This is a genomic window from Desulfotomaculum defluvii (genome assembly GCF_054657375.1).
Window position 1 is genome coordinate 553940 of record NZ_BAAHYV010000007.1, and the last position, 26324, is coordinate 580263.

Annotated in this window: 25 protein-coding genes, 1 tRNA gene and 1 riboswitch; of the genes, 20 read left to right on the forward strand and 6 right to left on the reverse strand. The window is 40.5% G+C overall.

Going from position 1 to position 26324, the window contains the following annotated elements; genetic code table 11:
• The first annotated feature begins 104 nt into the window (after positions 1–104).
• On the forward strand, positions 105–824 hold the full coding sequence (locus ACYQ03_RS09805; protein ID WP_459909585.1) for a cell wall hydrolase: 720 nt from the start codon (positions 105–107) through the stop codon (positions 822–824).
• A 75-nt stretch (positions 825–899) separates the two neighbouring features.
• Here ACYQ03_RS09805 and ACYQ03_RS09810 read toward each other — a convergent pair whose 3' ends face one another.
• The gene (locus tag ACYQ03_RS09810) at positions 900–1670 is read right to left on the reverse strand and encodes a Fe-Mn family superoxide dismutase (protein ID WP_459909587.1); all 771 of its coding nucleotides are present in this window, start codon (positions 1668–1670) and stop codon (positions 900–902) included.
• Positions 1671–1803: 133 nt separating this feature from the next.
• Here ACYQ03_RS09810 and ACYQ03_RS09815 point away from each other — a divergent pair, with 133 nt between their 5' ends.
• The 9 genes from ACYQ03_RS09815 (at position 1804) to ribH (ending at position 12214) form a co-directional block, all read left to right on the forward strand.
• Positions 1804–3828 carry a transglycosylase domain-containing protein gene (locus tag ACYQ03_RS09815; RefSeq protein WP_459909589.1) on the forward strand — a complete coding sequence of 675 codons (2025 nt, stop codon included), beginning with the start codon at positions 1804–1806 and terminating at the stop codon, positions 3826–3828.
• A gap of 452 nt (positions 3829–4280) precedes the next feature.
• Positions 4281–4357: transfer RNA gene (locus ACYQ03_RS09820), tRNA-Pro, on the forward strand.
• Between the two features lie 107 nt (positions 4358–4464).
• Positions 4465–6078, forward strand: a complete 1614-nt coding sequence (locus ACYQ03_RS09825) for a putative manganese-dependent inorganic diphosphatase (protein WP_459909591.1) — start codon at positions 4465–4467, stop codon at positions 6076–6078.
• 340 nt (positions 6079–6418) lie between these two features.
• A complete protein-coding gene (pduL, locus tag ACYQ03_RS09830; RefSeq protein ID WP_459909593.1) occupies positions 6419–7066 on the forward strand; it encodes a phosphate propanoyltransferase in 648 nt (215 codons plus the stop codon).
• 29 nt (positions 7067–7095) lie between these two features.
• Positions 7096–8289, forward strand: coding sequence for an acetate/propionate family kinase (locus ACYQ03_RS09835; RefSeq protein WP_459909595.1), 1194 nt, complete (start codon positions 7096–7098; stop codon positions 8287–8289).
• 171 nt (positions 8290–8460) lie between these two features.
• Positions 8461–8588: riboswitch (FMN riboswitch) on the forward strand.
• A gap of 119 nt (positions 8589–8707) precedes the next feature.
• A complete protein-coding gene (gene ribD, locus ACYQ03_RS09840) occupies positions 8708–9838 on the forward strand; it encodes a bifunctional diaminohydroxyphosphoribosylaminopyrimidine deaminase/5-amino-6-(5-phosphoribosylamino)uracil reductase RibD (protein WP_459909597.1) in 1131 nt (376 codons plus the stop codon).
• The gene (locus ACYQ03_RS09845) at positions 9820–10473 is read left to right on the forward strand and encodes a riboflavin synthase (RefSeq protein ID WP_459910790.1); all 654 of its coding nucleotides are present in this window, start codon (positions 9820–9822) and stop codon (positions 10471–10473) included. The genes ribD and ACYQ03_RS09845 overlap by 19 nt, the downstream gene beginning before the upstream one ends.
• Before the next feature lie 12 nt (positions 10474–10485).
• Positions 10486–11715, forward strand: a complete 1230-nt coding sequence (locus ACYQ03_RS09850) for a bifunctional 3,4-dihydroxy-2-butanone-4-phosphate synthase/GTP cyclohydrolase II (RefSeq protein ID WP_459909599.1) — start codon at positions 10486–10488, stop codon at positions 11713–11715.
• A 34-nt stretch (positions 11716–11749) separates the two neighbouring features.
• The gene (gene ribH / locus ACYQ03_RS09855; RefSeq protein ID WP_459909601.1) at positions 11750–12214 is read left to right on the forward strand and encodes a 6,7-dimethyl-8-ribityllumazine synthase; all 465 of its coding nucleotides are present in this window, start codon (positions 11750–11752) and stop codon (positions 12212–12214) included.
• 203 nt (positions 12215–12417) lie between these two features.
• Here the strand turns inward: ribH and rpmB are convergent, their stop codons facing one another.
• A complete protein-coding gene (gene rpmB, locus ACYQ03_RS09860) occupies positions 12418–12606 on the reverse strand; it encodes a 50S ribosomal protein L28 (protein ID WP_459909603.1) in 189 nt (62 codons plus the stop codon).
• A 173-nt stretch (positions 12607–12779) separates the two neighbouring features.
• Here rpmB and recG point away from each other — a divergent pair, with 173 nt between their 5' ends.
• Positions 12780–14837, forward strand: coding sequence for an ATP-dependent DNA helicase RecG (gene recG / locus ACYQ03_RS09865; protein ID WP_459910791.1), 2058 nt, complete (start codon positions 12780–12782; stop codon positions 14835–14837).
• Positions 14838–14879: 42 nt separating this feature from the next.
• Positions 14880–15119 (forward strand): hypothetical protein, encoded by a 240-nt coding sequence (locus tag ACYQ03_RS09870; RefSeq protein ID WP_459909604.1) that lies wholly within the window; start codon positions 14880–14882, stop codon positions 15117–15119.
• A 12-nt stretch (positions 15120–15131) separates the two neighbouring features.
• On the opposite strand, the gene gpr is transcribed toward ACYQ03_RS09870, so the two are convergent.
• On the reverse strand, positions 15132–16118 hold the full coding sequence (gpr, locus tag ACYQ03_RS09875) for a GPR endopeptidase (protein WP_459909606.1): 987 nt from the start codon (positions 16116–16118) through the stop codon (positions 15132–15134).
• A 275-nt stretch (positions 16119–16393) separates the two neighbouring features.
• On the opposite strand from gpr, the gene rsmD reads away from it, so the two are divergent.
• The 3 genes from rsmD to ACYQ03_RS09890 are packed head-to-tail and all read left to right on the forward strand — an operon-like array spanning position 16394 to position 17900.
• On the forward strand, positions 16394–16942 hold the full coding sequence (rsmD, locus tag ACYQ03_RS09880; RefSeq protein WP_459909607.1) for a 16S rRNA (guanine(966)-N(2))-methyltransferase RsmD: 549 nt from the start codon (positions 16394–16396) through the stop codon (positions 16940–16942).
• A gap of 12 nt (positions 16943–16954) precedes the next feature.
• Positions 16955–17443: a pantetheine-phosphate adenylyltransferase gene (coaD, locus tag ACYQ03_RS09885; protein ID WP_459909609.1), complete on the forward strand. Its 489-nt coding sequence runs from the start codon at positions 16955–16957 to the stop codon at positions 17441–17443.
• Positions 17444–17459: 16 nt separating this feature from the next.
• The gene (locus tag ACYQ03_RS09890) at positions 17460–17900 is read left to right on the forward strand and encodes an ATPase (RefSeq protein WP_459909611.1); all 441 of its coding nucleotides are present in this window, start codon (positions 17460–17462) and stop codon (positions 17898–17900) included.
• Between the two features lie 220 nt (positions 17901–18120).
• Here ACYQ03_RS09890 and ACYQ03_RS09895 read toward each other — a convergent pair whose 3' ends face one another.
• The 3 genes from ACYQ03_RS09895 to ylbJ all read right to left on the reverse strand — a co-directional run bounded on the left by ACYQ03_RS09895 (position 18121) and on the right by ylbJ (position 22704).
• Positions 18121–19170: a phosphotransacetylase family protein gene (locus tag ACYQ03_RS09895; protein ID WP_459909613.1), complete on the reverse strand. Its 1050-nt coding sequence runs from the start codon at positions 19168–19170 to the stop codon at positions 18121–18123.
• 32 nt (positions 19171–19202) lie between these two features.
• Positions 19203–21308 (reverse strand): acetate--CoA ligase family protein, encoded by a 2106-nt coding sequence (locus tag ACYQ03_RS09900; RefSeq protein ID WP_459909615.1) that lies wholly within the window; start codon positions 21306–21308, stop codon positions 19203–19205.
• 151 nt (positions 21309–21459) lie between these two features.
• A complete protein-coding gene (gene ylbJ / locus ACYQ03_RS09905; RefSeq protein WP_459909617.1) occupies positions 21460–22704 on the reverse strand; it encodes a sporulation integral membrane protein YlbJ in 1245 nt (414 codons plus the stop codon).
• 170 nt (positions 22705–22874) lie between these two features.
• On the opposite strand from ylbJ, the gene ACYQ03_RS09910 reads away from it, so the two are divergent.
• The 5 genes from ACYQ03_RS09910 to ACYQ03_RS09930 all read left to right on the forward strand — a co-directional run bounded on the left by ACYQ03_RS09910 (position 22875) and on the right by ACYQ03_RS09930 (position 26316).
• Positions 22875–23372 carry a YceD family protein gene (locus ACYQ03_RS09910; RefSeq protein ID WP_459909619.1) on the forward strand — a complete coding sequence of 166 codons (498 nt, stop codon included), beginning with the start codon at positions 22875–22877 and terminating at the stop codon, positions 23370–23372.
• A gap of 33 nt (positions 23373–23405) precedes the next feature.
• Positions 23406–23588: a 50S ribosomal protein L32 gene (rpmF, locus tag ACYQ03_RS09915; RefSeq protein ID WP_011878401.1), complete on the forward strand. Its 183-nt coding sequence runs from the start codon at positions 23406–23408 to the stop codon at positions 23586–23588.
• 154 nt (positions 23589–23742) lie between these two features.
• On the forward strand, positions 23743–24315 hold the full coding sequence (gene fapR / locus ACYQ03_RS09920; protein WP_459909621.1) for a transcription factor FapR: 573 nt from the start codon (positions 23743–23745) through the stop codon (positions 24313–24315).
• Positions 24315–25313 carry a phosphate acyltransferase PlsX gene (gene plsX / locus ACYQ03_RS09925; RefSeq protein WP_459910792.1) on the forward strand — a complete coding sequence of 333 codons (999 nt, stop codon included), beginning with the start codon at positions 24315–24317 and terminating at the stop codon, positions 25311–25313. Before fapR ends, plsX begins: the two co-directional genes overlap by 1 nt.
• Before the next feature lies 1 nt (position 25314).
• Positions 25315–26316 carry a beta-ketoacyl-ACP synthase III gene (locus tag ACYQ03_RS09930; RefSeq protein WP_459909623.1) on the forward strand — a complete coding sequence of 334 codons (1002 nt, stop codon included), beginning with the start codon at positions 25315–25317 and terminating at the stop codon, positions 26314–26316.
• Positions 26317–26324 lie beyond the last annotated feature (8 nt).

A 26324-nucleotide genomic window follows, 5' to 3' on the forward strand; every position in this document is an offset into this window, starting at 1 on the left:
AGGGCGTTTTTTTATTTTCCAATCATTCTAGCGATTCTCTCCCCCTCAATGTATATTCTTGACATAATTGTACAAACTATCTGATGGGTAAGAAAGGAGGAATTATGAACAAGAAGTACCGTAGGATCGCCACAATATTGGCGGTTTTGGTAGCAGTCACTTCGGGGCTTATGGGGGCTACAGTAGCTGCGGGGGGGACTGGCGACGGTGCAGGCGGTTTAGAAAGTGAGGGCTCCGAGCCTGATCGATCTCGTTCCGAAATTCGTTATACAGTAAAATCGGGAGATACTCTATATCAGATATGTAAAGATTATCAAGTATCACTCGGTCAAATCATGCGTGCAAATAACTTAAAGGATAATACAATTTTTCCCGATCAAAGTCTAATTATTCCGGCAGTTAGTATTTCTCCATATGGAATGGTTCTATCCCGGGGAGATGTATCCAGAGAAGATATTAAACTATTGGCTAAGCTTATTTATGCAGAAGCCAGGGGAGAATCCTTTGAGGGAAAAGTAGCTGTTGGGGCAGTTATATTGAATCGTATGGCAAGTCCTGGTTTTCCTAAAAGTATTCGGGAAATTATCTTAGAGAAAAACAACTATGTATACCAGTTTTCACCGGTTCAGGATGGATCAATTAATCTTGAGCCTGATGAGGAATCCGTGAAAGCAGCAATTGAGGCATTAATGGGACGGGATCCTACTGGTGGTGCTCTATTCTTTTATAATCCAGTTGTTGCCAAAGATAAATGGATAAAAACACTACCTGTAATTACCCAAATTGGTAATCACGTATTTGCCACAAAAGCTACCAAAGTATAAACACATAAAGGGCTGTGTACTATGAACCTGTAGTTCTAGTGCAGACAGCCCTTTAAATTTTCACAAAACCTATGGCTAAACTATATTAAAAACTAGCTTTAGATTTTGCAAACGGCTATTTACTGTGAACCAATCAATGTTTCTAAAAAAAGCATCAATATAACTCCTGCTATTGGACCCGTAGTCAAGAAAATAGGCGTGCTCATACATATCTAAAACCAATAGAGGCTCAAAACGAACAATGGGCATAAAACATGAATCTTCCTGAATGTAATTATGAAGATGGCCATCGTCTAAATCATAACCAAGTATGACCCAACCCCGGCTGGCTAGACCAGTAGCTCGAAAATCTCTTTCCCAGAATTCATATGAACCAAAATCTTTTACTATGGTTTCTAAAACTGCCCCTGTTGCTATCCCTCCATGTCCTCCTAGGTTATCAAAGTACATTTCGTGTAATTTATTATTAGCCACTGCGTTAACTTCGTCTATTTTTAAAGAACGGTATTTACTATGAATAGAATTAACGTCCTTAGTATCCCCTGAACGAAGTTTTGTTCGTATTTCGTTGGTTTTACTAATGTAACCCTGATAAAGTTTATAGTGTTCCTGTATTTGCCTGGGTGAAAAACCCATCATGCTTAATAGTTGTTGCTTAAGAGAACGAGCTTCTAATTGACAAAAAGCACCATCAACACAATCGGGAATATACAATATATCGCCAATCTTTAAGTGCTCCAAATTTTCTAAGTGGGCATTAGTAATGGCAATGTTAACCGGATTTATATTATATTTTTTAGCAATATTTTTTATGGTATCTCCTGAGCGAACCACGTGCCTAGGCATATTATCACCAACCTTACTAGTTAAGTGGTCAAAGAAAAAAATTGGGTTAATTTATGCGTGATTAGAATTACATATCATTTTTGTTCAAAGGAAACAATAACAAAGATTCAAAGTAAAATTTAGGAGGAAAAAAATGCGAAGTAAAAGGCTTCTACTCCTAATGCTTAGTTTAGTTATTATATTCAGTACCACTGCAGGGTGTGCTGCCATTGGACAAACAACACCCCCGGATGTTCCTACACCATCCAAAATTGTTGATGCAAATAACAAATTAATTACCACAGTTTCCCAAACCAACCAAATTCCGGTAGAGTTAGATCAGATTGCGCCAGAAATGAGGCAGGCTATAGTTGCCATTGAAGACTACCGCTTTTATGAGCATGTTGGCATAGATATTAGAGGACTGGCCAGGGCAGCTTTAATTAATTTGCGCAATTTAAGTATTGTGGAAGGTGGTAGTACCATCACCCAGCAACTGGCCAAGAATTTATATTTAGGTCCCGAACGTACCATTGGCAGAAAAGTTAAAGAGTTATATTATACAGTGCAATTAGAGCGGACATACACAAAGGATGAAATACTAAACTTATATTTAAACCATGTATACTTTGGTCAAGGTGCCTACGGTATTGAAGCTGCAGCTCAAACATATTTTAATAAACATGCTAAGGATTTAACCCTTGGGGAAAGTGCATTATTGGCAGGCCTACCGAAGGCACCTAGTTATTATGCCCCTACAACTAATTTAAAGGGAGCAAAGCAAAGACAACGGGTAGTGTTAAATAGAATGTTGGAACTGAATATGATTACCCAAGCTCAAAGGGAGCAAGCACTTTCACAGACAATTGAGCCTGAGGCTAAAACAGAATATTTTCGGCAGGCACCCTATTTTGTGGCTGAGATTATCAAGCATTTTAAAAATAAATATCCAAACGGTATGGAAATGCTGTATTCCAGTGGTTTAACAATTCAAACTTCACTGGATCTGGATATGCAGAAGGCAGCTGAAGGAGCTGTTGTTCAAGGTTTGGAGCAGATCAATGCTGACCTTGAGGGTGCATTAGTTGCAGTTGATCCCCAAAATGGTTATATAAAAGCAATGGTTGGAGGAACAAATTGGCAAAAATCTCAGTATAACCGTGCTTTAGCCAAATCACAGCCGGGTTCAGCCTTTAAACCTTTTTTATATACCGCAGCAATTGATTCAGGATACACTGCTGCATCAACTTTTTTTTGTAAGCCCATAACCTATCCTGGAGGGTATACACCTAAGGATTATCAGGGGTTCCATTATCGGCCCTTTGTCTTAAAACAGGCATTGGCAATTTCGGACAATTCCATATCTGTCCAATTGGCAAATAGTCTAGGCCCCGAGACATTAATACGATATGCCAAGGCGATGGGTATTGAAAGTAATTTGGATCCTTACTTATCCTTGGCCCTAGGGGCTTCAGAGGTAACACCGTTGGAAATGGCCGTTGCCTTTGGACCCCTTGCCAATGCTGGCATTCGTACAAAACCATTGTATATTTTAAAGGTTACAGATCATTCAGGTAATGTTCTTGAAGAATATAAACCACAGCTTTCTAAGGTGATTGATGAGAAAATAGCTTACATTGTAACGGATATGTTGAAGGCTGCTGTTCAACCTGGCGGAACAGCAGCCCAATTATCTGGAATAGTATCACGGCCTGTTGCAGGTAAGACAGGGACTACTGATGATACCACAAATGCCTGGTTTGTGGGCTATTCTCCGGAGCTTGTGGCATCGGTATATGTGGGATATGATGATAAGTCTAGAAAGGTTGGTTTAACAGGTAGTGCCATTGCTGCTCCAATTTGGGGTAATTTTATAGAAAAAGCATTACAGGGTCATGAAGTAAGGGATTTTAATAAACCTGCAGGAGTAGTTGAATCCTATGTTTGTACCTACGATGGGTTAAAGGCATCAGCGTTAACCAGTAGTAAAATATCGGCCTGGTTTATTGAAGGAACTGAACCTAAAATTCCGTGTTTTGGTGATTTTTGGTTTCGTAATGGAAATAGTGAAGGGACTGGGTATCCTACTGAAGAAAATGTAACAGTACCCGATGATAGCATTCAGATACCAGAACAATCACCAAGTGATCTTGAAGAAAATCAAATACAAGCATATTAAAAACAACAGGCCCGAGGTCTGTTGTTTTTATAATAATAGTATAATAGCTGTCAGCCCTAAGATAGCTATGGACTTTTTGTACATTTATGGACCTTTGGTGCTAGTACACCGCAGTTGATGGTTGACCGCCTATAAAAAGAAACCCACCTAATTTGTTAGTAGTCCTCTGCCCTTTGCGCCAGGTAACAGTTCTCACAATAAATATTATCCATTTCTTCGTCATAAACCATTTTTGATTCATGCATTTCCTTACCACATACACAGCAATTGGACATTAGTATACCTCCTTAGGTCCTTATTAGTCAGAGATAATAATGTATTATTAAGAGTAAAGACTTAGCTTATTATTTACAGAAAATAGTTACTTATACGAAGAAAGGTTTCTCAGGCAAGATTACCTTGACAAATAGAAAACTATAGGTCATAATAATTTCTGTTATATCAAAGGCTATCGGGATGTAGCTCAGTTTGGTAGAGCGCACGGTTCGGGACCGTGAGGCCGCAGGTTCAAGTCCTGTCATCCCGACCACTAATCTGTCCGTAAATCCAGTTTATTGGATTTACGGGCTTTTGTCTTTTATCAACTAGAATAGGCTTGATATGGACATGCTATTTAACTATATTAGGGGGGGAATAATGACATCGTTTGTTTTTGGACACAAGAATCCTGATACTGATTCTGTGGCCTCAGCCATTGGATTTTCTTACCTAAAGAATCGTTTAGGCTTAAACACAGTACCCTGTTCCTTAGGAAAAATTAACAAGGAAACTGAGTTTGTTTTAGATTACTTTGGTCTTACTGCTCCCGCTGTCTTGGAAAATGTTAAAACACAGGTTAAAGATATGGAGTATGATAAGGTAGACGGTATAACTTTAAATACTTCAATTCTGTCTGCCTATAAATTAATGGAACAAAATAATATTAGAACCTTGCCTGTTGTCAATGATAAAAAACAATTACAGGGTATCCTGACCATTAAAGATATTGCTATGGAGTTAATAAAAGGAGATTTTTATAAACTGGATACTTCTTTGAGTAATATTGTCAAAGGTTTTAAGGGCCAGATCCTGACAGGTAAAGATTTTAACGTAAAGGGCAAAATATCAGTTATTGCTTATTACTACAAGAATATTCAAGGCACTTTGGGGCCAGATGATATTATCATTGTTGGAGATAGATATGATATTCTTGAGTGTGTCATTCGGTCTAAAGTAAAGCTGATTATTATTACTGGTTCTGGAGTAATACCTGATGTCTATTTAGAAATGGCTCAATTGAATAATGTGGCCATAATTTCTGTTCCATTAGATACCTATACCACGTCAAAATTGATCAACCAATGTAATTATGTATCCTCTATTATGAAAAGTAGTGGGATTGTAAAGTTTAAAGAAAATGATTACCTTGATGAAGTAAAAGAAGAAGTTTTGCATAACAATTATAGAAATTATCCAGTGGTAAACAATGATAATATTTTTCTAGGTTTCATCAATAAAAAGCATATTATCAGCCCAGGTAAGAAAAAAGTGTTTTTGGTTGATCATAATGAATATTCTCAGAGTGCCGAGGGGTTAAACGAAGCTGATATTCTTGAGATTGTAGACCATCATAAAATAGGTGATATCTGCACCACAAAGCCCATTGCCTTTCGGAATATGCCCGTAGGAAGTACTTGTACCATTGTACATACAATGTTTATGGAATTTAATATTCAAATAACTCCACAAATTGCAGGTGTTTTATTAGCTGGTATTTTATCTGATACCTTACTCTTCAAATCACCCACTACGACGAATATGGATAAAGACTCAGCTATACAGCTAAATAGCATAGTCAAACTGGATATTGAAAACTTTGCCATGGATATGTTTAAGATGGGAAGTTCTCTAGAAGGGCATAGCATTGAAGAGATCTTTTATAGAGACTTTAAGGAATTCGAATTAGAGGGTAGTACCGTCGGAGTGGGTCAAGTTTTTACACTGGACATTGAAGATGTATTTAATCGGAAACAGCAGTTTATCGAGTTTGTAGAGCAAACTCATGAGTATAAGGGCTATTTTCTTACCATGCTTGTCGTCACAGATATTATCAACGAGGGTTCCTATCTACTTTATAAAGCGAGGCATAATTCCCTTGTTTCAACTGCTTTTCAGGTAAACTTGGAACAAGGTGTGTTTGTTCCGGGCTTAGTTTCTAGAAAGAAACAAGTTATTCCTAAAATATTAGAGAGTCTTAATCTTTTAAAGTAATTTAATTCGTTATTGGAAAAATTCTGAAAACCAACTTCAGAAAGAGACTTGAAAACGCGTAAAAAACTGGTTACAATCAGAATTGAGAAAATATACACAAACTTAAAAATAAGATTAGTAAACGAAATGTTATAAAACCTTACGAAGATGTGGAGAAAAAATTACATTTTCATTACATTCTTGTTATAATGGTAAAAGTTACATCAGTCTTAATAAACAACTTATGTTTTATTTATCCAAAATTACAAAACCTATATTAATTATTGTGGAATAATTTTTGGCCATAATTATATATCATCAAGGTTAAAACTAATAAAAATTCAAAAGGAAGTGTTGTACAATGGCAACTAATGAATTACCAACCCGTGTAAATCCTGATGAAATCACCCCAATTCCAATTACTGTGGGGATTTCAGCCCGCCACGTGCACTTGACTACAGAACATGTGGGAATCTTATTTGGAACTGGTCATGTATTAACAAGATTCAGAGATCTGTCTCAGCCTGATCAATTTGCCTGTGAAGAAATGGTGACTGTTGTTGGTCCAAAGGGTGTAATTGAAAAAGTACGCGTACTTGGACCTGAACGTAAAAATACTCAAGTAGAACTGTCTATTTCTGATTGCTTTAAGATTGGTATTAAGGCTCCCCTTAGAGACTCTGGGGATATAAAAGGATCTGCTTCTGTAACCATAGTTGGACCTGCTGGTTCAGTAACAATTGATGAGGGTGCTATCATTGCTGCCCGGCATATTCATATGCATAGTACCGATGCTGAGAAATTTGGCTTAGAAGATGGCGACAGACTTTATGTTAGAGCCAAGGGACCAAGAGGTATTATCTTTGGTGATGTATTGGTTCGTGCTGGTGAGAAGCACAAATTAGAAATGCACATAGATACAGACGAAGGAAATGCTGTGGGTCTGAGAAATGGTGATGTTGTATACGCATATAAGATTCGTGGGCATATTTCTGAGCTTGTAAAATAAAAATTATTAGTGCTAGAGGAGGGAACCACTTGTTAGTCTTAGTTGTTAACTGTGGTAGTTCGTCGATTAAATATAAATTAATGGATATGGTGCAAGAATCTGTATTACTTTCCGGGTTGTCTGAAAGAATTGGCATCGCTGGTTCTCGCATTAAACAAGAAAATAACAAAGGTGAAGAATTGGTACTGGAGCAAGACCTGCCCAATCACAAGGTTGCCCTTGAGACAATACTAAACTGCATTACTGATCCAAAATATGGTGCAATTAAGGACACAGCAGAAATTAAAGCCGTAGGTCACCGTGTAGTTCACGGTGGTGAAAAATTTAATAAGTCTGTGGTAATTGATGCTGAACTTATGAAAGTGTTGGAAGAAATGTCTGAATTGGCACCTCTGCACAATCCGCCTAATATTGTTGGTATCAAAACCTGTCAAGAGCTTATGCCTAATGTAGCACATGTGGCAGTGTTTGATACAGCCTTCCATTCAGCCATGAGTAAACAAGCGTACACCTATGCTATTCCTTACGAATATTATGAGAAGTATAAAATCCGTCGTTATGGTTTCCACGGCACTTCTCACAAATTTGTTTCTCATCGGGCAGCCGAAATTTTAGGTAAACCCGTCAAAGAATTAAAGATCGTAGTTTGCCATTTAGGAAATGGATCTAGTATATCTGCAGTAGGCAATGGAGTATCACAGGATACCTCCATGGGCTTTACCCCACTGCCAGGTCTGCCTATGGGTACTAGAACTGGCGATATGGATCCCGCTATCGTTCCTTTCCTAATGGAAAAGGAAAAACTTAGTATAGAAGAAATTGGTAATGTCATGAATAAGAAGAGCGGCGTACTTGGTGTTTCTGGTATCAGCAGTGATTTCCGTGACCTGGAAGATGCTGCCAACAAAGGCAATGAAAGAGCTGAACTAGCTTTGGATATGTTTGCCTATGGCATTATTAAATACATTGGAGCCTATACTGCTGCTTTAGGTGGTCTGGATGCAGTTGTATTTACTGGCGGTATTGGTGAAAACTCCATGACTATGAGGGCTAAAATATTAAAGGGATTGGCCTACACTGGTTTGCAAATTGATGAAGAGAAAAACAACTCTCGAGGTAAGGAAGTTATTATCAGTAAACCTGGTGCACCCTTTGTAGCTATGGTTGTTCCCACCAATGAAGAGTTAATGATTGCCCGGGAAACAAAAGAATTGGTTCAATAAAAAATTTTAAAAATATATAACTTTGCAGGGTCCCTCTTGGGTCCCTGCTTTTTTTGTTTTCTTAACATGATATCCTGCAATAATGGTCAAAATATTGCAAAATAGAAAGTGAAATAATTAAAGATTGACACACGAACAAACACAGGAATATAATGGAGTTAACTTAATAAACTAAACCTTCAGGGTTAGGTGTAATTCCTTACCGGCGGTATGGCCAAGGCCAAGCCCGCGAGCCCCCAGGGGCAGATCTGGTGAGATGCCAGAGCCGACAGTTATAGTCTGGATGGAAGAAGGTTATAGTTAGAACCTGCAAAGAAAAACCTTTGTAAGGTCTACTTGCCTTTGCCATAAAAACCCTGCTAATGCTAGGGTTTTATTTATGTTCATTATGCAATGGATTTTCTAAGGAGATGAAAAAATGGATCAGGACAGGTTCTACATGCAGATGGCTCTTGAACTGGCAGCCAAAGCTAGGGGTCGCACTAGTCCTAACCCTATGGTGGGAGCTGTTTTGGTAAAGGATGGAGAAGTGGTCGGCAAGGGCTTTCATGCCAAGGCAGGTGGGGCTCATGCAGAAGTGGTTGCGTTGGTTGATGCCGGGGATAGAGCCAAGGATGCCACTGTATATGTTACTCTGGAACCTTGTTGTCATTATGGCAGAACCGGACCCTGTACAGAGGCATTAAAAAAAGCAGGTGTTAAAAGAGTAGTGGCCGCCATGATGGATCCTAATCCTTTGGTAGCAGGTCAAGGGCTAAATATACTGAAAGATGCTGGTATAGAAGTGAAAGCCGGCGTGTTGGAAAAAGAAGCAAGGGAATTAAATGAGGTTTTTATAAAATATATTACCACCAAAAAACCCTTTGTGGTGTTAAAGGCTGCCACCAGTCTAGATGGTAAAATAGCAACTGCCAATGGTGAATCAAAGTGGATTACCAGTAATGAAGCCAGAGAATATGGCCACAGGTTAAGGGATCAGTACGATGCCATACTGGTGGGAGTTAATACAGTTTTGACCGATAACCCATCACTTACAGCAAGATTACCGGAGGGCAGAGGTAAAGATCCCATACGCATTATAGTGGATAGCATGGCTCGAACCCCCACAGGGAGCCAAGTACTTACTCAGGATTCTGCGGCCCACACCATTATTGCCACCAGTGAGAGGGCCCCGGTGGAGCGTAGAGCAAGCCTAATGGCTGCTGGAGCTGAGGTCATTGTGGTTCCTGGCGAAGGACCTGGGGTAAATTTGACCAAACTAATGGAAATACTTGGGGAAAAACAAATATCCAGTGTGTTAATTGAGGGTGGAGGAAAAATATGTGGTTCTGCCTTTGCGGCTGGTATTGTTGATAAAGTTGCTTGGTTTATAGCACCCAAAATTATCGGTGGTGATCTTGCACCAGGTCCTGTGCGGGGCGAGGGAATAAAAAATCTTAAGGATGCCACTCAAATTCATGATATATCAATTCAACAATTGGGAACAGACTTTTGCATTATGGGTTATACCTCGAAAGGGGGGGACAAAATATCTTTACCGGAATTGTAGAAGAGATCGGCACTATTAGAGGCATTTCCAAGGGGCCTAATTCAGCGGGACTGCATATTTTAGGCTCCAAAGTCCTGGAGAACACAAGAATTGGGGACAGCATTGCTGTTAATGGTGTTTGTTTGACCGTTACAACTATGGGCGAAGGTACCTTTACCGCTGATGTAATGGCGGAGACACTGTCTAAAACAAACCTAAGAGATCTTAGGTCTGGTAGCCCGGTTAATCTGGAAAGGGCTTTAAGGCTTGGTGATCGACTGGGGGGACATATGGTCTCAGGACACGTGGATGGAGTAGGAATCATCGTTGGCAAGGAAAAATTCGACATTGCCACCATTGTTACCATTCAGGCCCCACCTCAAGTGATGAAGTATATCATCAAAAAAGGTTCTGTGGCCATTGATGGAACAAGTCTTACAGTGGTTGATTTTGAGGGGGATAAATTTCAGGTATCATTAATACCCCATACAGCCCAGGCCACTGTTCTAGGAAGCAAGAAGGTCGGTAATTCTGTAAATTTAGAATCAGATATAATTGGTAAATATATTGAACGTTTGTTACAGGGACCACAGGAAGATAAAACTGAAAATAGTAAAATCAGTTTGGAGTTTTTAACAGCTAACGGATTTTTATAAGGGGGAGAAGTCATGACACACAAATTTAATACAATTGAAGAGGCTATTGAAGATATTCGTGCAGGAAAAATAATTGTAGTTGTTGATGATGAAGATCGTGAAAATGAAGGTGACCTGGTTATGGCTGCTGAATTAGCCACAACAGAGGCCGTGAACTTTATGGCCACCTACGGACGTGGTTTGATCTGCATGCCCATATATGGTCAGCGTCTTGATGAACTGGATCTGCCAGCAATGGTATCCAATAACACTGATCCTAATGGTACTGCTTTTACCGTATCAGTTGATGCAAAGGAATGTACAACAGGTATTTCCGCTGTTGAGCGTGCCTTAACCATTAAAAAGGTATTAGATCCTACTACAAAACCAGAAGATTTACGTCGGCCAGGGCATATATTTCCACTGCGGGCTCAGGAAGGTGGCGTTTTAGTAAGGACTGGTCACACTGAAGCCGCAGTAGATATGGCCAGATTGGCAGGCTTAAAATCAGCAGGTGTTATTTGTGAAATTATGAAAGATGATGGGACCATGGCCAGGGTTCCGGAATTAATCGAGTTTTGTAAAACTCATAACCTAAAACTAATAACAATTGCGGACTTAATCAAATACCGCAGACATCACGAAAAGTTTGTTCAGAAAGTTGATTCTGCTAAAATGCCTACCAAATATGGTGATTTTGTGGCAGTTGGCTATGAGAGTTTGATTGATGGTAAGGGTCATATTGCTCTGGTCAAAGGAGATTTATCCAGCGTTGAAGCACCCCTGGTACGGGTTCACTCGGAGTGTTTAACAGGGGATGTTTTTGGCTCCGTGCGTTGTGACTGCGGGGATCAACTGGCTAAAGCTATGCAGACCATTGCGCAAGAAGGGGTAGGCGTGCTCCTTTATATGCGACAAGAAGGTCGGGGTATCGGCCTAATGAATAAAATTAGAGCATACAAGCTACAGGATATGGGGGCAGATACAGTTGAGGCCAATTTGGCTTTAGGCTTCCCGGCTGACCTGCGGGACTATGGTATTGGGGCACAAATATTAGCTGATCTAGGACTGACTAAAATAAGACTCCTAACCAATAACCCGCGTAAAATTGCAGGCTTAGAAGGTTATGGTTTAGAGGTTGTTGACCGTGTACCAATTGAAGTTACTGCAGGAAAAGCCAATGAAAAATACCTCAGTACTAAGAAGTGCAAATTGGGACATCTTTTAAATCTAGATAATAATAAGAAAACGGTGAATGAATAATAAATATTTAATCAAAGTAACAGGAGGAGAAACAATGCAGAAAATATTTGAAGGACATTTGCTAGGACAAGGTTTAAAATTTGGCATAGTAGTAGGACGTTTCAATGACTTTATCACCAATAAGTTGCTAACAGGAGCACTGGATGCTTTAAAACGTCATGGCGTAGAAGATGAAAATGTTGAAATTGCCTATGTTCCCGGTGCCTTCGAAATTCCTTTGGTGGCTAAGAAAATGGCTGATGCCAAACGTTACGACGGCGTTATTTGTCTAGGTGCTGTTATTAGGGGAGCAACCCCTCACTTTGACTATGTATCTGCCGAAGTGTCCAAAGGAATAGCCAAGGTTAGCCTCGATAGCAACTTACCTATAATCTTTGGTGTGCTGACCGTAGATACTATCGAACAAGCCATTGAACGAGCTGGCAGCAAGGCTGGCAACAAAGGTTGGGAAGCTGCCAACACAGCCATTGAAATGGCAAATTTATTAAAAACCATCTAACACAAAATGCGACAGCGGGGACGGTTCTCGCTGTCGCATTATTTTTATGCACAAAGAAAGGAGATACTTTTTAACTTTTAAAATTATACCAAGCGCGACAGCAAAAAATGCGACAGCGAGAACCGTCCCCTATGTCGCAATTTTTTAGAAAATAAAAAACGGCCGTGTGGGCCGTTTCGAATTATCTGTATGATTAGGTGCAACTAGATAGCGCGCTGCACTTTTCCACTCCGTAGACAACGGGTGCATACCATGATACGCTTAGGGGAACCATCAACGATAGCTTTAACCCGTTGCAGGTTTGGGTTCCAGGTCCGTTTGGTACGAATATGAGAGTGACTTACTTTAATGCCAACGGTAACACCTTTGTCACAAATTGCGCACTTGGCCATTGTTACACCTCCTTTAATGACACAATAACCATAGGACATAAAATAACTTGCCATAGTTCACTAAAATAGTATACCATAAATAAAGCTAAAATCAAATGAAAATTAATAAATCTTACTACCATGGAATTTGCTCCCATGCTATAATGGAACATATGTTTTGGAATGGTGATATTATGTTGGATCTATACCAATCAATACAGTATGCCAAAGGAGTCGGTCCCCAAAGAGCCATACAATTGGAACGGTTGGGTATTTATACAATATGGGATTTACTATACCATTTTCCCAGGGAATATCAGGACAGGAGCATTATAAGGCCAGCCCATTCCTTTGCCCAGGGAGATATTGCCACTGTAAGGGGTACGGTCATATCGGCCCAAGAAAGCAAGCCTAGAAGGGGTCTGACAATAACAAAATTAGCTTTACAGGAGGGGGCTGGAACCTTTTATGCTGTATGGTTTAATCAGCCCTACATCAAAAAACAATATCCGCCTGGTAAGAAGCTTCTCATAACCGGTAAGGTTGAACGAAGATACAGCATTCCTCAAATTCAGGTTACTGATCATGAAGTTGTAGGTGAAGATGAGGGTTTACACAGCGGTAGGATTGTGCCTATTTATCCATTAACAGAAAAACTTAATCAGCGCTTTATGCGCTCACTACTAAAAACAACCCTAGAACAGGTAGGGTCATTAGCAGAGGAATTTTTACCTGATGCTATACTGGACAAGTATAATTTACCCTGCCTACCAGAGGCCCTAAGAGAAATACATTTTCCAGAACGTCAGGAGTCTTGCCAGAGGGCTCGACGTCGCTTTGTCTTAGAAGAACTTTTTCTGTTCCAGTTAGGACTGTCTCTTCAAAAAGGTCGTATTCATAAAAAAACCAAAGATCACCAGTATACTAAAGAAATACTAACTGATCGTCTTACCCAAAGTTTACCCTTTGAATTAACTGAGGCACAAAAACGAGTATGGCAGGAGATACAAGAGGATTTAACAAGTCCTTTCCCCATGAACCGTTTGTTGCAAGGGGATGTTGGATCAGGAAAAACAATAATAGCAGCCTTAGCCTTATGTAAGGCTGCTGGTGCTGGACTACAGGGTGCCTTAATGGCGCCTACAGAGCTATTGGCAGAACAACATGCTAAAGGCATACAAAAATTACTTGAACCTTTAGGGCTAAAGGTAGCCTTACTTACTGGAAGTACCCGTAGGGGTAGAAAAGAAATTTTACAGTCAGTGGCTGATGGCAAGATACAAGTGATTATCGGTACCCATGCACTAATCTCAGAGGGTGTCAGCTATCAAAATTTAGGTCTGATTGTAGTGGATGAGCAGCATAGATTTGGAGTACGCCAACGTGCTGCCTTACAGGATAAAGGGGTAGTACCTGACGTGTTGGTTATGACTGCAACCCCTATTCCCCGTACACTGGCCCTAACCTTATATGGAGATCTTGATGTCTCAGTTATTGACGAATTACCTCCGGGCAGACAAAGGATAAAAACCTACCACCTTAGTTTAGAACGGGCCGGCAAAGCTGTTGGATTTATTAAACAACAGATCCTAGAGGGTAGGCAGGCCTATGTTGTTTGTCCTTTAGTAGAAGAATCGGAAAAAATAGATACACAGGCTGCAGTTGATCTGTATGAAAGGCTAAAGAAAGCCCTTACAGGCTTTACTGTAGGTTTACTCCACGGTAGAATGAAAGCCCTGGAAAAAGAATCTATTATGAATGACTTTCGTCAGGGTACACTTGAACTGTTGGTTTCCACCACTGTCATCGAGGTAGGGGTAGATGTACCAAATGCCACAGTGATGGTTATTTGGGATGCCCAACGTTTTGGATTGGCCCAGCTTCATCAACTGAGGGGCAGGGTTGGACGGGGTAGTTATCAATCCTACTGCCTTTTGGTGGGAAATCCATCTACCCCTGAAGCAAGGGAAAGAATAGCTGCTATGTGTCGTACACAGGATGGTTTTGATTTGGCAGAAGAGGATTTAAAACTCCGGGGCCCCGGTGAATTTTTTGGCACCCGGCAATCCGGTTTGCCCGAATTTAAAATTGCTAACTTAATTAGGGATGGACAAGAAATTGAGCAGGCGAAAAAGGAAGCGGAAGCATTATTGAAGATTAATTCAGATTTGAAGTCCCCTATTTATAAACAGCTTTTCAAACAATTTGCCAGGCGATTTCCTGGTTTTGTAAAATACGGTGATGTAAGTTAGGCGTGGTTAATGTTACCACGCCTTTATTAGGTTTTTCTAAGTATGATGCAGGAGCTTGGCCAAATAATAATAGCAGAGGTGATGATCATGTTAGTAAATAAAAATGACAAGGATTCTCTGCTAAAGCAAAGGGCCAATGATTCAACCCGATTCGAAGTAGGGCAAGAAATTGGTCATATTGATGAAAGCAATAAGATTGGTTTAACTCAACCAACCACTGGAGCGGATGATTTAACTAAAACCGATCATGGTAATTATGCTGAGTTTAATCCAGGGGAATAGCTATTAGCCATTTTAATGCAAATACTGGCTATACTCTTCCACACTGATGGCTGGGTGGAGAGCAAGGGAAATACCACCGGCAATAACTCTGGCAGTGGTTTCTATAAGGGAGTCAATTTCTTTGGGAGTTACCATTAACTGACCTGATGTATAGGGCTGTAAAATAGCATTGACAATTGGTTGAAAGGTTTCGGAATTCATATTTTGGTAAATTCCCTGTAACTCTGGCTTATCTTTGACTTGTTCCACTAAGCGATCCAGTGTTTCTCCAGCGATAATGGCAGCTGGAACCACTGTGGGTACGCCAATGGCAATAACTGGGACACCCAGGGTTTCTTTGTTTAAACCGGTACGTTTGTTCCCTACACCGGAACCCGGTGCGATACCGGTATCGGCTAATTGAATGGTGGTTCCTATCCTCTCCACGGATCGAGAAGCCAAGGCATCCACAGCGATAACCAGTTCTGGTTTGACCCGTTCCACAACACCCTTGATGATTTCAGCAGTTTCTATGCCTGTAAGTCCTAATACCCCGGGAGAAAGGGCACTGACAGAACGCATGCCACCTCGGATTTCTTCCGGAGCATAGTTATACATATGTCTGGTTACAAGAGTCATACCCACTACCTTTGGGCCAAGGGCATCAGGAGTGGCGTTCCAATTACCAAGACCCACAACTAATACATTGGCATGTTCCGGCAAGTTAAACAATGCTGATAACTGCTTAGCCAAGATTTCTGCAATATCTTGATGGGCTTGTTTACTGTTATCACGAATTGAGGGAGCATCAATGGTAATGTAGTTTCCCTGGGGTTTTCCCATAATTTCCTCTGCATATTTTTCTACCACACGAACAATTGTTACCGTAGCATTGTTATAAGTCTCTTTCTCCATAATACAACCAGGAATTTCCTGCCCCGTCTGACCTCGGACTATTTCCCGAGCTTCCACCGCCAGGTCTAGACTAATATTGTTGTTTTTAATAAAATGAGTATCCATAACAACCTCCTTTATAGTTATTAGCCATTAGCTTTTAGGATAGCCTTTGAAGAAGGTTTTGAACAATTATCTCCCCGAAGGGTAATAAACCAAATGTTCCTAAGGGTTAAAGGCTAAGAGCTAATGGCTAACGACTAAATCATATCCTGTTCTCCCTAGGTCAAATTTATGCAAAACTTGTCTCAAATGTAAAAAAATCGATTTTTTTTATATGGTGTGTTATAATAGGGAAAGTTAAGATGTAGCATAGATCAACTTAGGAGGAAATCTCAGTATTGCGCATTATAGCTGGAACGGCCAGAGGACGTAATCTTAAAAGTCCAAAGGGAATGTCTACACGGCCTACATCTGACAGAGTAAGGGAGGCTCTCTTTAATATACTATCGTATCAAGTGCCGGGCAGTCGTTTATTAGATTTGTTTAGTGGTACAGGGGCAATTGGTATTGAAGCATTGAGCCGGGGTGCGGAAAAGGTTACTTTGGTAGAAAGGGACCGAAATACGGCCAAAATTATTCTGGAAAATCTGAGATTGTGTAATGTATTTGAAAAAGCAGAGGTAATGGCAACTGATGTAAATCAGGCTATCCAAGTGCTTGGTAGAAAAAAAGAGACCTTTAATTTGATTTTTATTGACCCTCCCTATAAAAAAGGCTTTGAAATACCTACTATGCAAAAAGTTCTAGAATATAATCTACTAACACATGATGGTATATTAATAGTGGAGAGTAATAGGACAGACCTGCCGCCGGAATTGGTAGGGGGTTTAAAGGTATTTAGGCGGGAGAGGTATGGAGACACAACCTTGTCATTCTATAGGCTTTGAGGAGGAAAATCAATGCGTATAGGGATTTACCCCGGCAGCTTTGATCCTGTTACTAATGGTCATCTTGATATTGTTGAGCGATCCAGAGGGCTTTTTGATCACCTTATTGTTGCAGTGGCCAAAAACAATCAAAAATCAAGAACGCTTTTTTCGGTAGAAGAGCGGGTAGAGATATTGAAAACTTTATTAGAGAAATGTCCTAATGTTACGGTCGATACCTTTGATGGGCTTACTGTACAATATGCTCTCAATCAAAATGCTGTTGCTATTGTACGAGGGCTAAGGGCCATAACTGATTTTGAGAATGAATTTGTTTTTGCTTTAACCAATAAAAAATTGGAACCAAATATAGAAACAATTTATCTTATGACCAAGGCCGAATACTCTTTCGTTAGTTCTACAACTGTAAAGGAAGTTGCTTCTTTTAGAGGTTGCTTAGATGGTATGGTTCCGGAGCTAGTTGCTCAAAAAATTAAAGAAAAGTATGGCTATGGTAATTAACCGAGGAGGGATAACTGTGGAGCTCTTTAATATCCTGAATGAGCTGGAGGAACTCATTGAGGAGAGCCCCAAGGTGCCGATGACTAGACGTGTCATGGTAGATGAAAATAAAGTTTTAGACTACCTTGATCGAATCCGCACCTCGCTTCCTGAAGAAGTTCGCCAGGCAAAATGGCTTGTAAAGGAAAGGGACAAGGTGCTGTCTGAGTCTAAAAAAGAAGCCCAGCGGATGCTGGAAGATGTTTCTAGGGAAATTGAACAAAAGGCAGAAGACCATGAAATTGTAAAAAAAGCGGAATTATTAGGTGAAGAAACAATCAAAAAAGCTGAAGAAGTAGCGGCCCAAATTCGTCATGGTGCCAGAGGATATGCAGATGAAATTCTTGAATCTTTAGAGAGTAAGCTCAGTAAGATGATTGAAGAGATTCAGCAGGGGAGAGAAGAGCTGAGGAAGTAATTATAGCCGTCAGCTCTTTAGCTGTTGACTTAGTCAGCAATTGGTTTGTACCCTATAGGGCTATCTCGATCTACACTTAGTTGCTTTTGGTAAAGCACAACCCAACAAAGTCCCACGGCTCAAAACCAAGGCCATGACCCAGGGGCAAAATAATCAAATCACTACCCAAGCTGAAGGCTGATGGTTGATGGTTAAAAAAGGATGGCAATGGCCATCCTTTTTATTTGCACTCTTGTAAGATTCTTTGCCAATCGCAGTATCGTTCTACATTTTCAATGGCCTTACGAATGCAGTTTTGATTATTTGGAGTAATTCGGCCAGCCAATTCACTTAAGCGTTCAATGGCACTATAGGTATCGTAGTGGACCAACAATACAGGCACACCTTTTTCCATTGCACGGTTAATCACCTTCACGTCTGGATAGAGACCTCCAGTTAGAATGATGACTGAAGTACTTGTTTCCAAAGCTGCCAATGCCATATCCGCCCGATCACCACCTATAAGGAAGATCTTATTGTTTCCTCTACGCAAGTGGCCTAGGGCACTTTCAATAGTCATAGCCCCAACTATAATATCCTCAGTTAAGAGATCAAGATTATCTTCCCCTGTTAACAACTCCCCACCTAATAATTCATGTACCTGTGCCACTGAGGGAGAAGATAGTTCCCTTTGTTTTGGAATAATACCTAGGGTAGGGAGGCCCGATTCAGCTAGTAAAGGTTTATAAACACCTTCAATCTTAGCATATATGGGTCTTGGGACATGGGTAAATATATTCCCTAAAAAATTGACTCCCCTATCTTTAATATATTTATTATAGAATACAGATTCATCCAGACTGTAATCATTCTTGGCGTTGGTTAAGTACAACACTGATGCATTCAATTCAACTGCCAAGGAGGGTGAGTCTAGACCAATGCTACCTAGAACGAAGGGGAAAATAGCACTATCAATGATAACCATGTCTGCGTTCTCAGATACCTTAACAAAGGCTTCCTTTATTAGGGGTAACATTTCTGCGGACCGATTACCCCGGGAGAGATAAAGTGGGCTGGCTATTGTTGGTGAGATAACCTCAAGGGGTGCAGACATGTTTAATAATTCTTTCATCAAGACGGCGTCTTGATCTACTTTAGCGGTTGAAGTAGAACATCCTACCGGTTTAAAATAGGCTACATTCAAACCTTCTTGTTTAAATTTTAATGCTAGTCCCACTGCCAAAGCAGTCTTACCACTGCCTGCAGAACCCATAATATAGAGGCTTTTCACAGGTAACACCTCCTGGTGATTAATAAATAAAGTTACAACTCAATGGTGATTTTAATATCTAATGCCGCATATCCGTCAGTGTAAGAAAAAAGTGGGTTTATTTCCAATTCGCTGATTTCCTCGAAATCTAAAATTAATTTCGCTGCCCTAGCCACCATATCGATGAGACTCATCATATCTGCTGGTTTGTCACCCCGAAATCCTCTCAATAAGGTGGAAGCTTTTGTTTCAGCGATCATAGCAGTTATTTCAGCAAAGGTTATTCCCTTTGCTAACCTAAAGGAGACATCCTTTAAGAGATTTACGTAAATTCCTCCAAGTCCAAAGGCAATTAATGGACCAAACTGTACATCTCGTGTCATGCCAACGATAAGTTCTGTCCCCTTTGGCATCATTTTACTAACCTCGATGCCGTAGGGAATAACACTTGGTAAATAACGCTGTACATTTTCGATAATATCAATATAAGCATTGCGAACTTCTGTGGCATTATTTAAACTTGCTCTTACGCCTCCGACATCGGATTTGTGTAAAATCTTTGGTGAAGCCACCTTTAGTACCACCGGATAACCCATTGCTTCAGCTACTGCTACAGCCTCCTCCGGTGTGGTTGCTAATTTAACAGGTACTGCAGAGATGCCATAGGCCATTGCCACAGCTGCAGCCTCACTGCCAAGGAGCACACTTCTCCGATCTCTAATTACATCATAAAAAATAGCCTTTACTTGGTTAGAGTCAATATCACTATAGGTTATTTCTTCTCCGTCAGTTTGTTTATCCGCTCGAAATGTATAATTAACCATGCCTGCTATACTGTGAATAGCGGGTTCAGGAAAGGTAAAATTAGGGATTTTGGCACGGGATAGCATTTTTACCCCTTCAGCCAAAGCTAAACCTCCCATATAGGCAGTAAAAATAGGTTTATCTGGATATTTATCATGTAGGTCTATAATTTTTTTGGCTATATTTTCTGGATCTGCTGCCGCAGTTGGACAGACCAAAATTAATACACTGTCAACATTGGGGTCCTTTAATACTGTTTCAATGGTAAAGCCATAGCGATCTGCCTTAGCATCAAAGACAATATCAACGGGGTTATAGATATTTGCTTCCAGAGGGAGATTTTCTCTGAGGGCGTCTAAGGTTTCTTTTTCAAAGCGTGCCATAGATAAGCCGGAGTTTTCTACAGTATCTGAGGCAACAATACCTGGACCACCGGCATTAGTAATGATGGCTACCCGATCGCCTCCTGGCAGTGGCTGATAGGAAAAACACTTTGCAAGATCGAATAATTCTGTCATTGTACGTGCCCTTAAAATACCAGCCTGGGTAAAGGCTGTCTCATAGGCCAAGTCACTACCCACCAAAGCTCCTGTATGAGAAGAAGCTGCCAGGGATCCTGCCTGGCTGGCTCCAAACTTTAGTACAACAACGGGCTTTTTTTGGGAGGCTTTACTGGCTGCCTCTAAAAATTCCTCACCCTTTCGGACATCTTCAAGATAACAAAGAATTACTTTAGTTGCCGGATCATCGGCCAAGTAATGAATTAAACCAGTTTCACATAAATCGGCCTTATTACCGAGACTAAAAACACGACTAAATCCTAACCCTACTGTTTTAGACCAGTCCATAATAGAAAGTAAGATTGCACCGCTCTGGGATATGAAACCAATGTCACCTTGTTTAGGAAATGATGGTGAAATAGATGCATTGATAGGGATTAGGGTGTCCAGTATCCCTTCGCAGTTTGGCCCAAACATGCGGATACCGTATCTATTACATATAGAGGTAAGTCTTTTTTCTAGTTTAAGCCCTTCGGGTCCTATTTCACTAAAATAAGAAGAAATTACTACAGCAATTTTTATGCCTATTTTTCCACATTCCTCAAGAACATCTGGACAACTGGATGCCGGAACACAAACAACGGCTAGGTCAATGGGCTTGGGAACATCACTAACCCTTTGATAACATGTCAGACCTTCAATTTCATGTTCAACAGGGTTAATCGGAAATATTTCCCCAGTAAAACCACTATTAATAACATTTTTAACCAAAACGTTGCCGACTTTGCCGGCCATTTTAGAAGCCCCTATTATGGCCACAGAATTGACTGCCAATAATGGGGTTAATTCTGCCATTTACTTCACCACCCTTGCATGTGAATTGACAGTATTATTAGCTATTAGCCATTAGCTCTTAGGGTATAAAAAGCTAAAGGCTAATGGCTAACAGCTAAAGGTTATTTTTAGTTTTTCCACAAAGTAGTCCATAAAACCTCTATTTTGGTAACTAACGGAATAATTTTTTAAATAGGACTAACATTATATTCAAGAATATGCCGGCTATGATTAAAAAAACAATGGAAGAAAGCATGATTAAAAGTAAGCTGGTCACAATAAAAAAAGGAGAGTAGGAGAGGTGTTGATAAATTGGCTGCAGTACTGGTATAGCAAAGGAACTAGATACTCCAGGAGGTTGATAAAGTAACCAAGTGAAAAAGGTTGCCAGAGAAGCATGGGCTACCCTTGTGAGTATAAAAATTCCCATTCTAATATCAGTCTTGGCAATCATAGATGCCACTTGGGCGTGAATGGAAAGTCCGCTCCAGCCCAAAATCATTGCTACGGCCATAAGCCTTTGTATTTCAGTGGCATTGGCTTCTGATGCTAGTTTTGTACCAATAGTCATTTCAAATAGGCCGCTGGCCAGAGACTGTAATATTTCAGGAGACATGCCCAGTGGGACTAATATTAACCCCAAAGCAGATGCTAGAAGTCTAATAACTCCCACATAATCCAATAACCTAATAATAACAGCGAATAATATAATAAACCCGCCAATGTTTAACAATTTATGGACAGAGGAACTAACTGCTTCTCCTAGAAGTTGACCTAGAGGTGGACGCCCTTCAGATGCCTCATGAAGGAAAGCTTTAATGGCATGTTTAATGTTCCAATGTGAAAGATAGTTTTGATTCAATCTACTCTCATTGGGGCCATAAAAGCGAAGAAATAGCCCTAAAATTAAGTTTGCTAGATAATGTGATCCGGCAATTACCATACCTAATTCAGGGCGCCCAAACATACCAACTGACACGGCAGTAAGCATAAAAAGAGGACTGGAGTTGTTTGTAAAGCTCATTAATCGTTCTGCTTCTATTCTAGTGCAGAGTCCCTGCTGACGTAATTTGGCAGTGACCATACTACCTATAGGATAACCGCTAGTAAAACCAATAACCATGACAAAGGCACCAGTACCTGGCACGTTGAAAAGAGGTCGCATAATGGGTTCCAGGAGTACCCCCATGAAACGAACAAGACCTAGCTTCATTAGTATCTCAGAAGCAATAAAAAAAGGAAGTAGGGAGGGGAAAACTATATTCCACCATGCTTTTAGACCATTCACTGAACCCTCATAGACGATTTTTGGTTGGATAATCATTCCCAACACAAAGCATACAGCCAGCCCTACCCAGACCAGGGATTTGTATTCTTGTTTATTTAACAAGGTATACCAACGTCTTTTTAGGGACAAATATATCACCCCGTAACTTTTGTTTAGAGTCCTTTAATTATATATAAATGGAAATTCTTAACTTTAGACCAAATGCTTAAAGCAGTTTGCCATTATACAGTAATTTTCCTTGACAAATAATTAGCCACTTTATATAATGAGTTTTGTTAATTGAGGTGACTTGCGAACAAGTGAATATTAATATTTTAAAAATTCGGAATGCATCAGGCGATAGAATTAGCTTTGATGTCAAAAAGGAAATTGATAAGGTTACCTTAAGTGGTCAAGAATTTACCTTTGTAGGACCTGTGGAGGCGTTTGGAGAAATCGTCAACAGGAACGACACCTTTTTGTTAAAGGGAGAGGCCAAGGCGGTAGTTTCTACTTGCTGTGTAAGATGTCTAGAACCTTTTCAAATAGAGTTACATAGTATTTTAAATGAAATCTACGGCAAAACAAAAGATTTACAGAATCCTGATGATGAATTGATCGAGTTTGATGGGAACGTTTTAAATATTGAACCAGAAGTGGTTAAGTCTCTGTTAATGGAAATACCCATGCGATTGGTTTGTTCACCTGAATGCCGTGGTTTATGCCAAGGGTGTGGGTGCAACCTAAATATAAAGCAGTGTGACTGCGAAAATAAAGCCATAGACCCAAGGTTGGCTGTGCTTAAGAAATTACAATAATAAGGTTTAATTATTTGAAGGGGGTGTAAGAAAATGGGTGTTCCAAAAAGGAAACTTGCTAAGCACCGGGGAAGACAGCGCCGGGCTATGAACATGAAGTTAGAAGCCCCCAGCCTAGTAGCATGCCCGCAGTGCCATGCATTAATTCAACCGCATCATCTCTGCCCTGAATGTGGTTACTACAAGAATCGCGAAGTTATTGCAGCCAATAAATAATGCGAAAATGCACCCTTTCTCCATAGGAGAAGGGGTTTTTTCATTCTAGGATTTAAAACTTACATTTTAAGGAAAAATTGAGAGAAATGGTTTGCAATTGATACAGGATCTGGTTATAATTAGTACCAGGTACTAATTATATTGTGGTGGTATTATGTCTAGAAAAGGTAGCAGTAAAAATTTTAGGCAAAAAAGATTGACCGAGTATCTTCAAAACAACCCCTTGCTCAAAGATGAAGAATTGGCAGGTATGTTTGGTGTAAGTATTCAAACCATACGGTTGGACAGATCTGAATTAAATATTCCTGAGCTAAGAGAACGGATGAAAACGGCTTTACAGGCCAATAATCCGGTCCGTTCCCTAGGAAGTGATGAACTAGTCGGTGATCTACTGGATATCAAAGTTGGTAGTTTTGGCGTATCTCTATTAAAGATTACGTCAGAAATGACCTTGAGGAAAAATTTGGTAGCAAGGGGCCATCACTTATTTGCCCAAGCAAATTCTTTGGCTGTTGCCATTATTGATGCTGAGATCGTATTAACTGGTGCAGTAAGGGTACGATTTAAGCATCAAGTTAAATCAGGTGATTTAGTGATCTGCCAGGCGGAAGTCAGCAGTCAAAAGGGAAATAAAGCTACAGTCAGGGTTGTATCCCGTGTGGGAGATACGGTGGTCTTAGAAGGTATATTTACAGTTTTTGCCCTGGAAGAGGAGGGGAACCAGTGATAAGAATTGCATTAGATGCAATGGGTGGCGATCATGCGCCGATGGAAATTGTTCGGGGCGCTAGAGATGCAGCCCAGGAATTAGGTGTTCAGATAATATTAGTTGGAGATCAGGAGAAAATTGAAAGGGAACTGTCTGGAAATTTTGTAGAAGGTCTTATTTCCGTTGTTCATGCACCTGAAGTGATAGGTATGAGTGAACATCCCGTCAGTGCCCTACGTAAAAAGAAAAATTCTTCCATTGTATTGGCAACAAAAATGGTCAAGGAAGGTGCCGCCGATGCCCTTGTATCTGCAGGCAGCACTGGTGCGCAAATGGCTTCTTCTTTACTAATCCTAGGCCGTATCACCGGTGTCGATCGCCCGGCCATCAGTACACTACTGCCAACTGCCAAAGGAGTATTGGTACTGTTGGATGCAGGAGCCAATGTAGATTGTCGTCCTCAGCATCTAAAACAGTTTGCAATTATGGGTTCTCTTTACGCAGAAAAGGTTTTGGGGCTTCATGAACCTAAGGTCGGCTTGGTAAATATTGGGTCCGAAGAAACAAAAGGTAATGAATTGACTTTAGCTGCGTATCAGCAATTAAAGGAAACTAATATTAACTTTGTTGGTAATGTGGAAGGCCGAGATTTATTTCTAGGCAATAGTGATGTCGCTGTTTGTGACGGGTTTGTAGGAAATGTTATTTTAAAGTCTGCTGAGGGATTGGCCATGAGTCTTTTAGGGATGTTTCAACAAGAATTGGGCAGACTTGAAGATGTTATTGGAATTGAACGTATTATGCATATGATGGGCGGTTTTAAACGTCGCATGGATTATGCTGAATATGGCGGTGCACCACTTCTAGGTGTTAATGGTGTTTCGGTAATTTGTCACGGTAGTTCTAAGGCCCGAGCCATTAAGAATGCTTTGTGTGTGGCTAAGGAGACAGTAGAACAGGGACTGATTCCGGCCATCAAAAAGAGTTTGGAAAATGATAAGGGGGTAGAAGAGTAATATGCCCAACCACCTGATTCAGGCTGGCATCCTAGGAGTAGGTAGTTTTCTACCTGAACGGATACTTACTAATAAAGAATTAGAAGAGACAGTAGATACCACCGACCAATGGATAAAGTCACGCACTGGCATAAGGGAACGAAGAATTGCTGAACCAGAAATGTCAACCTCAGATTTAGCCCTACTGGCCTCTCGCAAAGCACTGGAAAATGCCGGTATAGGGCCTGAGGAATTAGATCTTATTATCTTGACTACGTGCTCTAAGGATATGATTATACCCGCAGGGGCCTGTCTGGTTCAACAGGGACTGGGTGCATCTAAGGCAGGTGCCTTTGATTTGGAAGCAGGATGCACTGGTTTTATTTACGGTTTAACCATCGCCACTCAATTCATTGCCACTGGAGCCATGAAGCATATTCTTGTTATTGGTGCAGAAAATTTGTCTAAGGTAGTCAATTGGGAAGATCGCAACACTTGCGTCCTATTTGGTGATGGAGCTGGTGCTGTTGTGGTAGGCCAGGTAAATGCTAACGAAGGGGTACTGGCCACAAATTTAAGTGCCGAAGGGTCAGGTTGGCAACACCTGTATATACCAGCAGGTGGTTCTAAGATGCCTGCTGATCCCGTAACTGTTGAGAAAAAGCTTCATTATGTACATATGAATGGAAAAGAAGTTTTTCGCTATGCAGTTAGGGTTATGGAAGAAGAGTCACTAAAGCTTGTCAAGGCGGCTAATTTAGAATTAAGTGATATAGATCTATTAATTCCACATCAAGCAAATAACAGGATTATCGAACATGCCGCTAAAAAATTAGGTCTGTCCATGGATAAAGTTGTAGTAAATTTAGATCGCTACGGTAATACCTCTTCTGCTTCTATTCCCATTGCTTTGGCAGAGGCTGTGGAATCTGGCCGGGTAAAAGCTGGGGATAACATAGTAATGGTGGCCTTTGGGGCTGGCTTAACTTCCGGTGGAGTTGTATTGAAGTGGAGAGAAAGGTAGGGATAGTA

Coding starts and splice junctions, on each gene's coding strand:
- ACYQ03_RS09870 (WP_459909604.1), top strand. CDS start 14,880: ATGATGCAGGAGCTTGGCCAAATAATAATAGCAGAGGTGATGATCATG.
- ACYQ03_RS09815 (WP_459909589.1), top strand. CDS start 1,804: ATGCGAAGTAAAAGGCTTCTACTCCTAATGCTTAGTTTAGTTATTATA.
- pduL (WP_459909593.1), top strand. CDS start 6,419: ATGGCAACTAATGAATTACCAACCCGTGTAAATCCTGATGAAATCACC.
- ACYQ03_RS09930 (WP_459909623.1), top strand. CDS start 25,315: ATGCCCAACCACCTGATTCAGGCTGGCATCCTAGGAGTAGGTAGTTTT.
- fapR (WP_459909621.1), top strand. CDS start 23,743: ATGTCTAGAAAAGGTAGCAGTAAAAATTTTAGGCAAAAAAGATTGACC.
- rpmB (WP_459909603.1), bottom strand. CDS start 12,606: ATGGCCAAGTGCGCAATTTGTGACAAAGGTGTTACCGTTGGCATTAAA.
- ACYQ03_RS09810 (WP_459909587.1), bottom strand. CDS start 1,670: ATGCCTAGGCACGTGGTTCGCTCAGGAGATACCATAAAAAATATTGCT.
- rpmF (WP_011878401.1), top strand. CDS start 23,406: ATGGGTGTTCCAAAAAGGAAACTTGCTAAGCACCGGGGAAGACAGCGC.
- gpr (WP_459909606.1), bottom strand. CDS start 16,118: ATGGATACTCATTTTATTAAAAACAACAATATTAGTCTAGACCTGGCG.
- ACYQ03_RS09805 (WP_459909585.1), top strand. CDS start 105: ATGAACAAGAAGTACCGTAGGATCGCCACAATATTGGCGGTTTTGGTA.
- ACYQ03_RS09850 (WP_459909599.1), top strand. CDS start 10,486: ATGACACACAAATTTAATACAATTGAAGAGGCTATTGAAGATATTCGT.
- coaD (WP_459909609.1), top strand. CDS start 16,955: ATGCGTATAGGGATTTACCCCGGCAGCTTTGATCCTGTTACTAATGGT.
- recG (WP_459910791.1), top strand. CDS start 12,780: ATGTTGGATCTATACCAATCAATACAGTATGCCAAAGGAGTCGGTCCC.
- ribD (WP_459909597.1), top strand. CDS start 8,708: ATGGATCAGGACAGGTTCTACATGCAGATGGCTCTTGAACTGGCAGCC.
- ribH (WP_459909601.1), top strand. CDS start 11,750: ATGCAGAAAATATTTGAAGGACATTTGCTAGGACAAGGTTTAAAATTT.
- ACYQ03_RS09900 (WP_459909615.1), bottom strand. CDS start 21,308: ATGGCAGAATTAACCCCATTATTGGCAGTCAATTCTGTGGCCATAATA.
- ACYQ03_RS09825 (WP_459909591.1), top strand. CDS start 4,465: ATGACATCGTTTGTTTTTGGACACAAGAATCCTGATACTGATTCTGTG.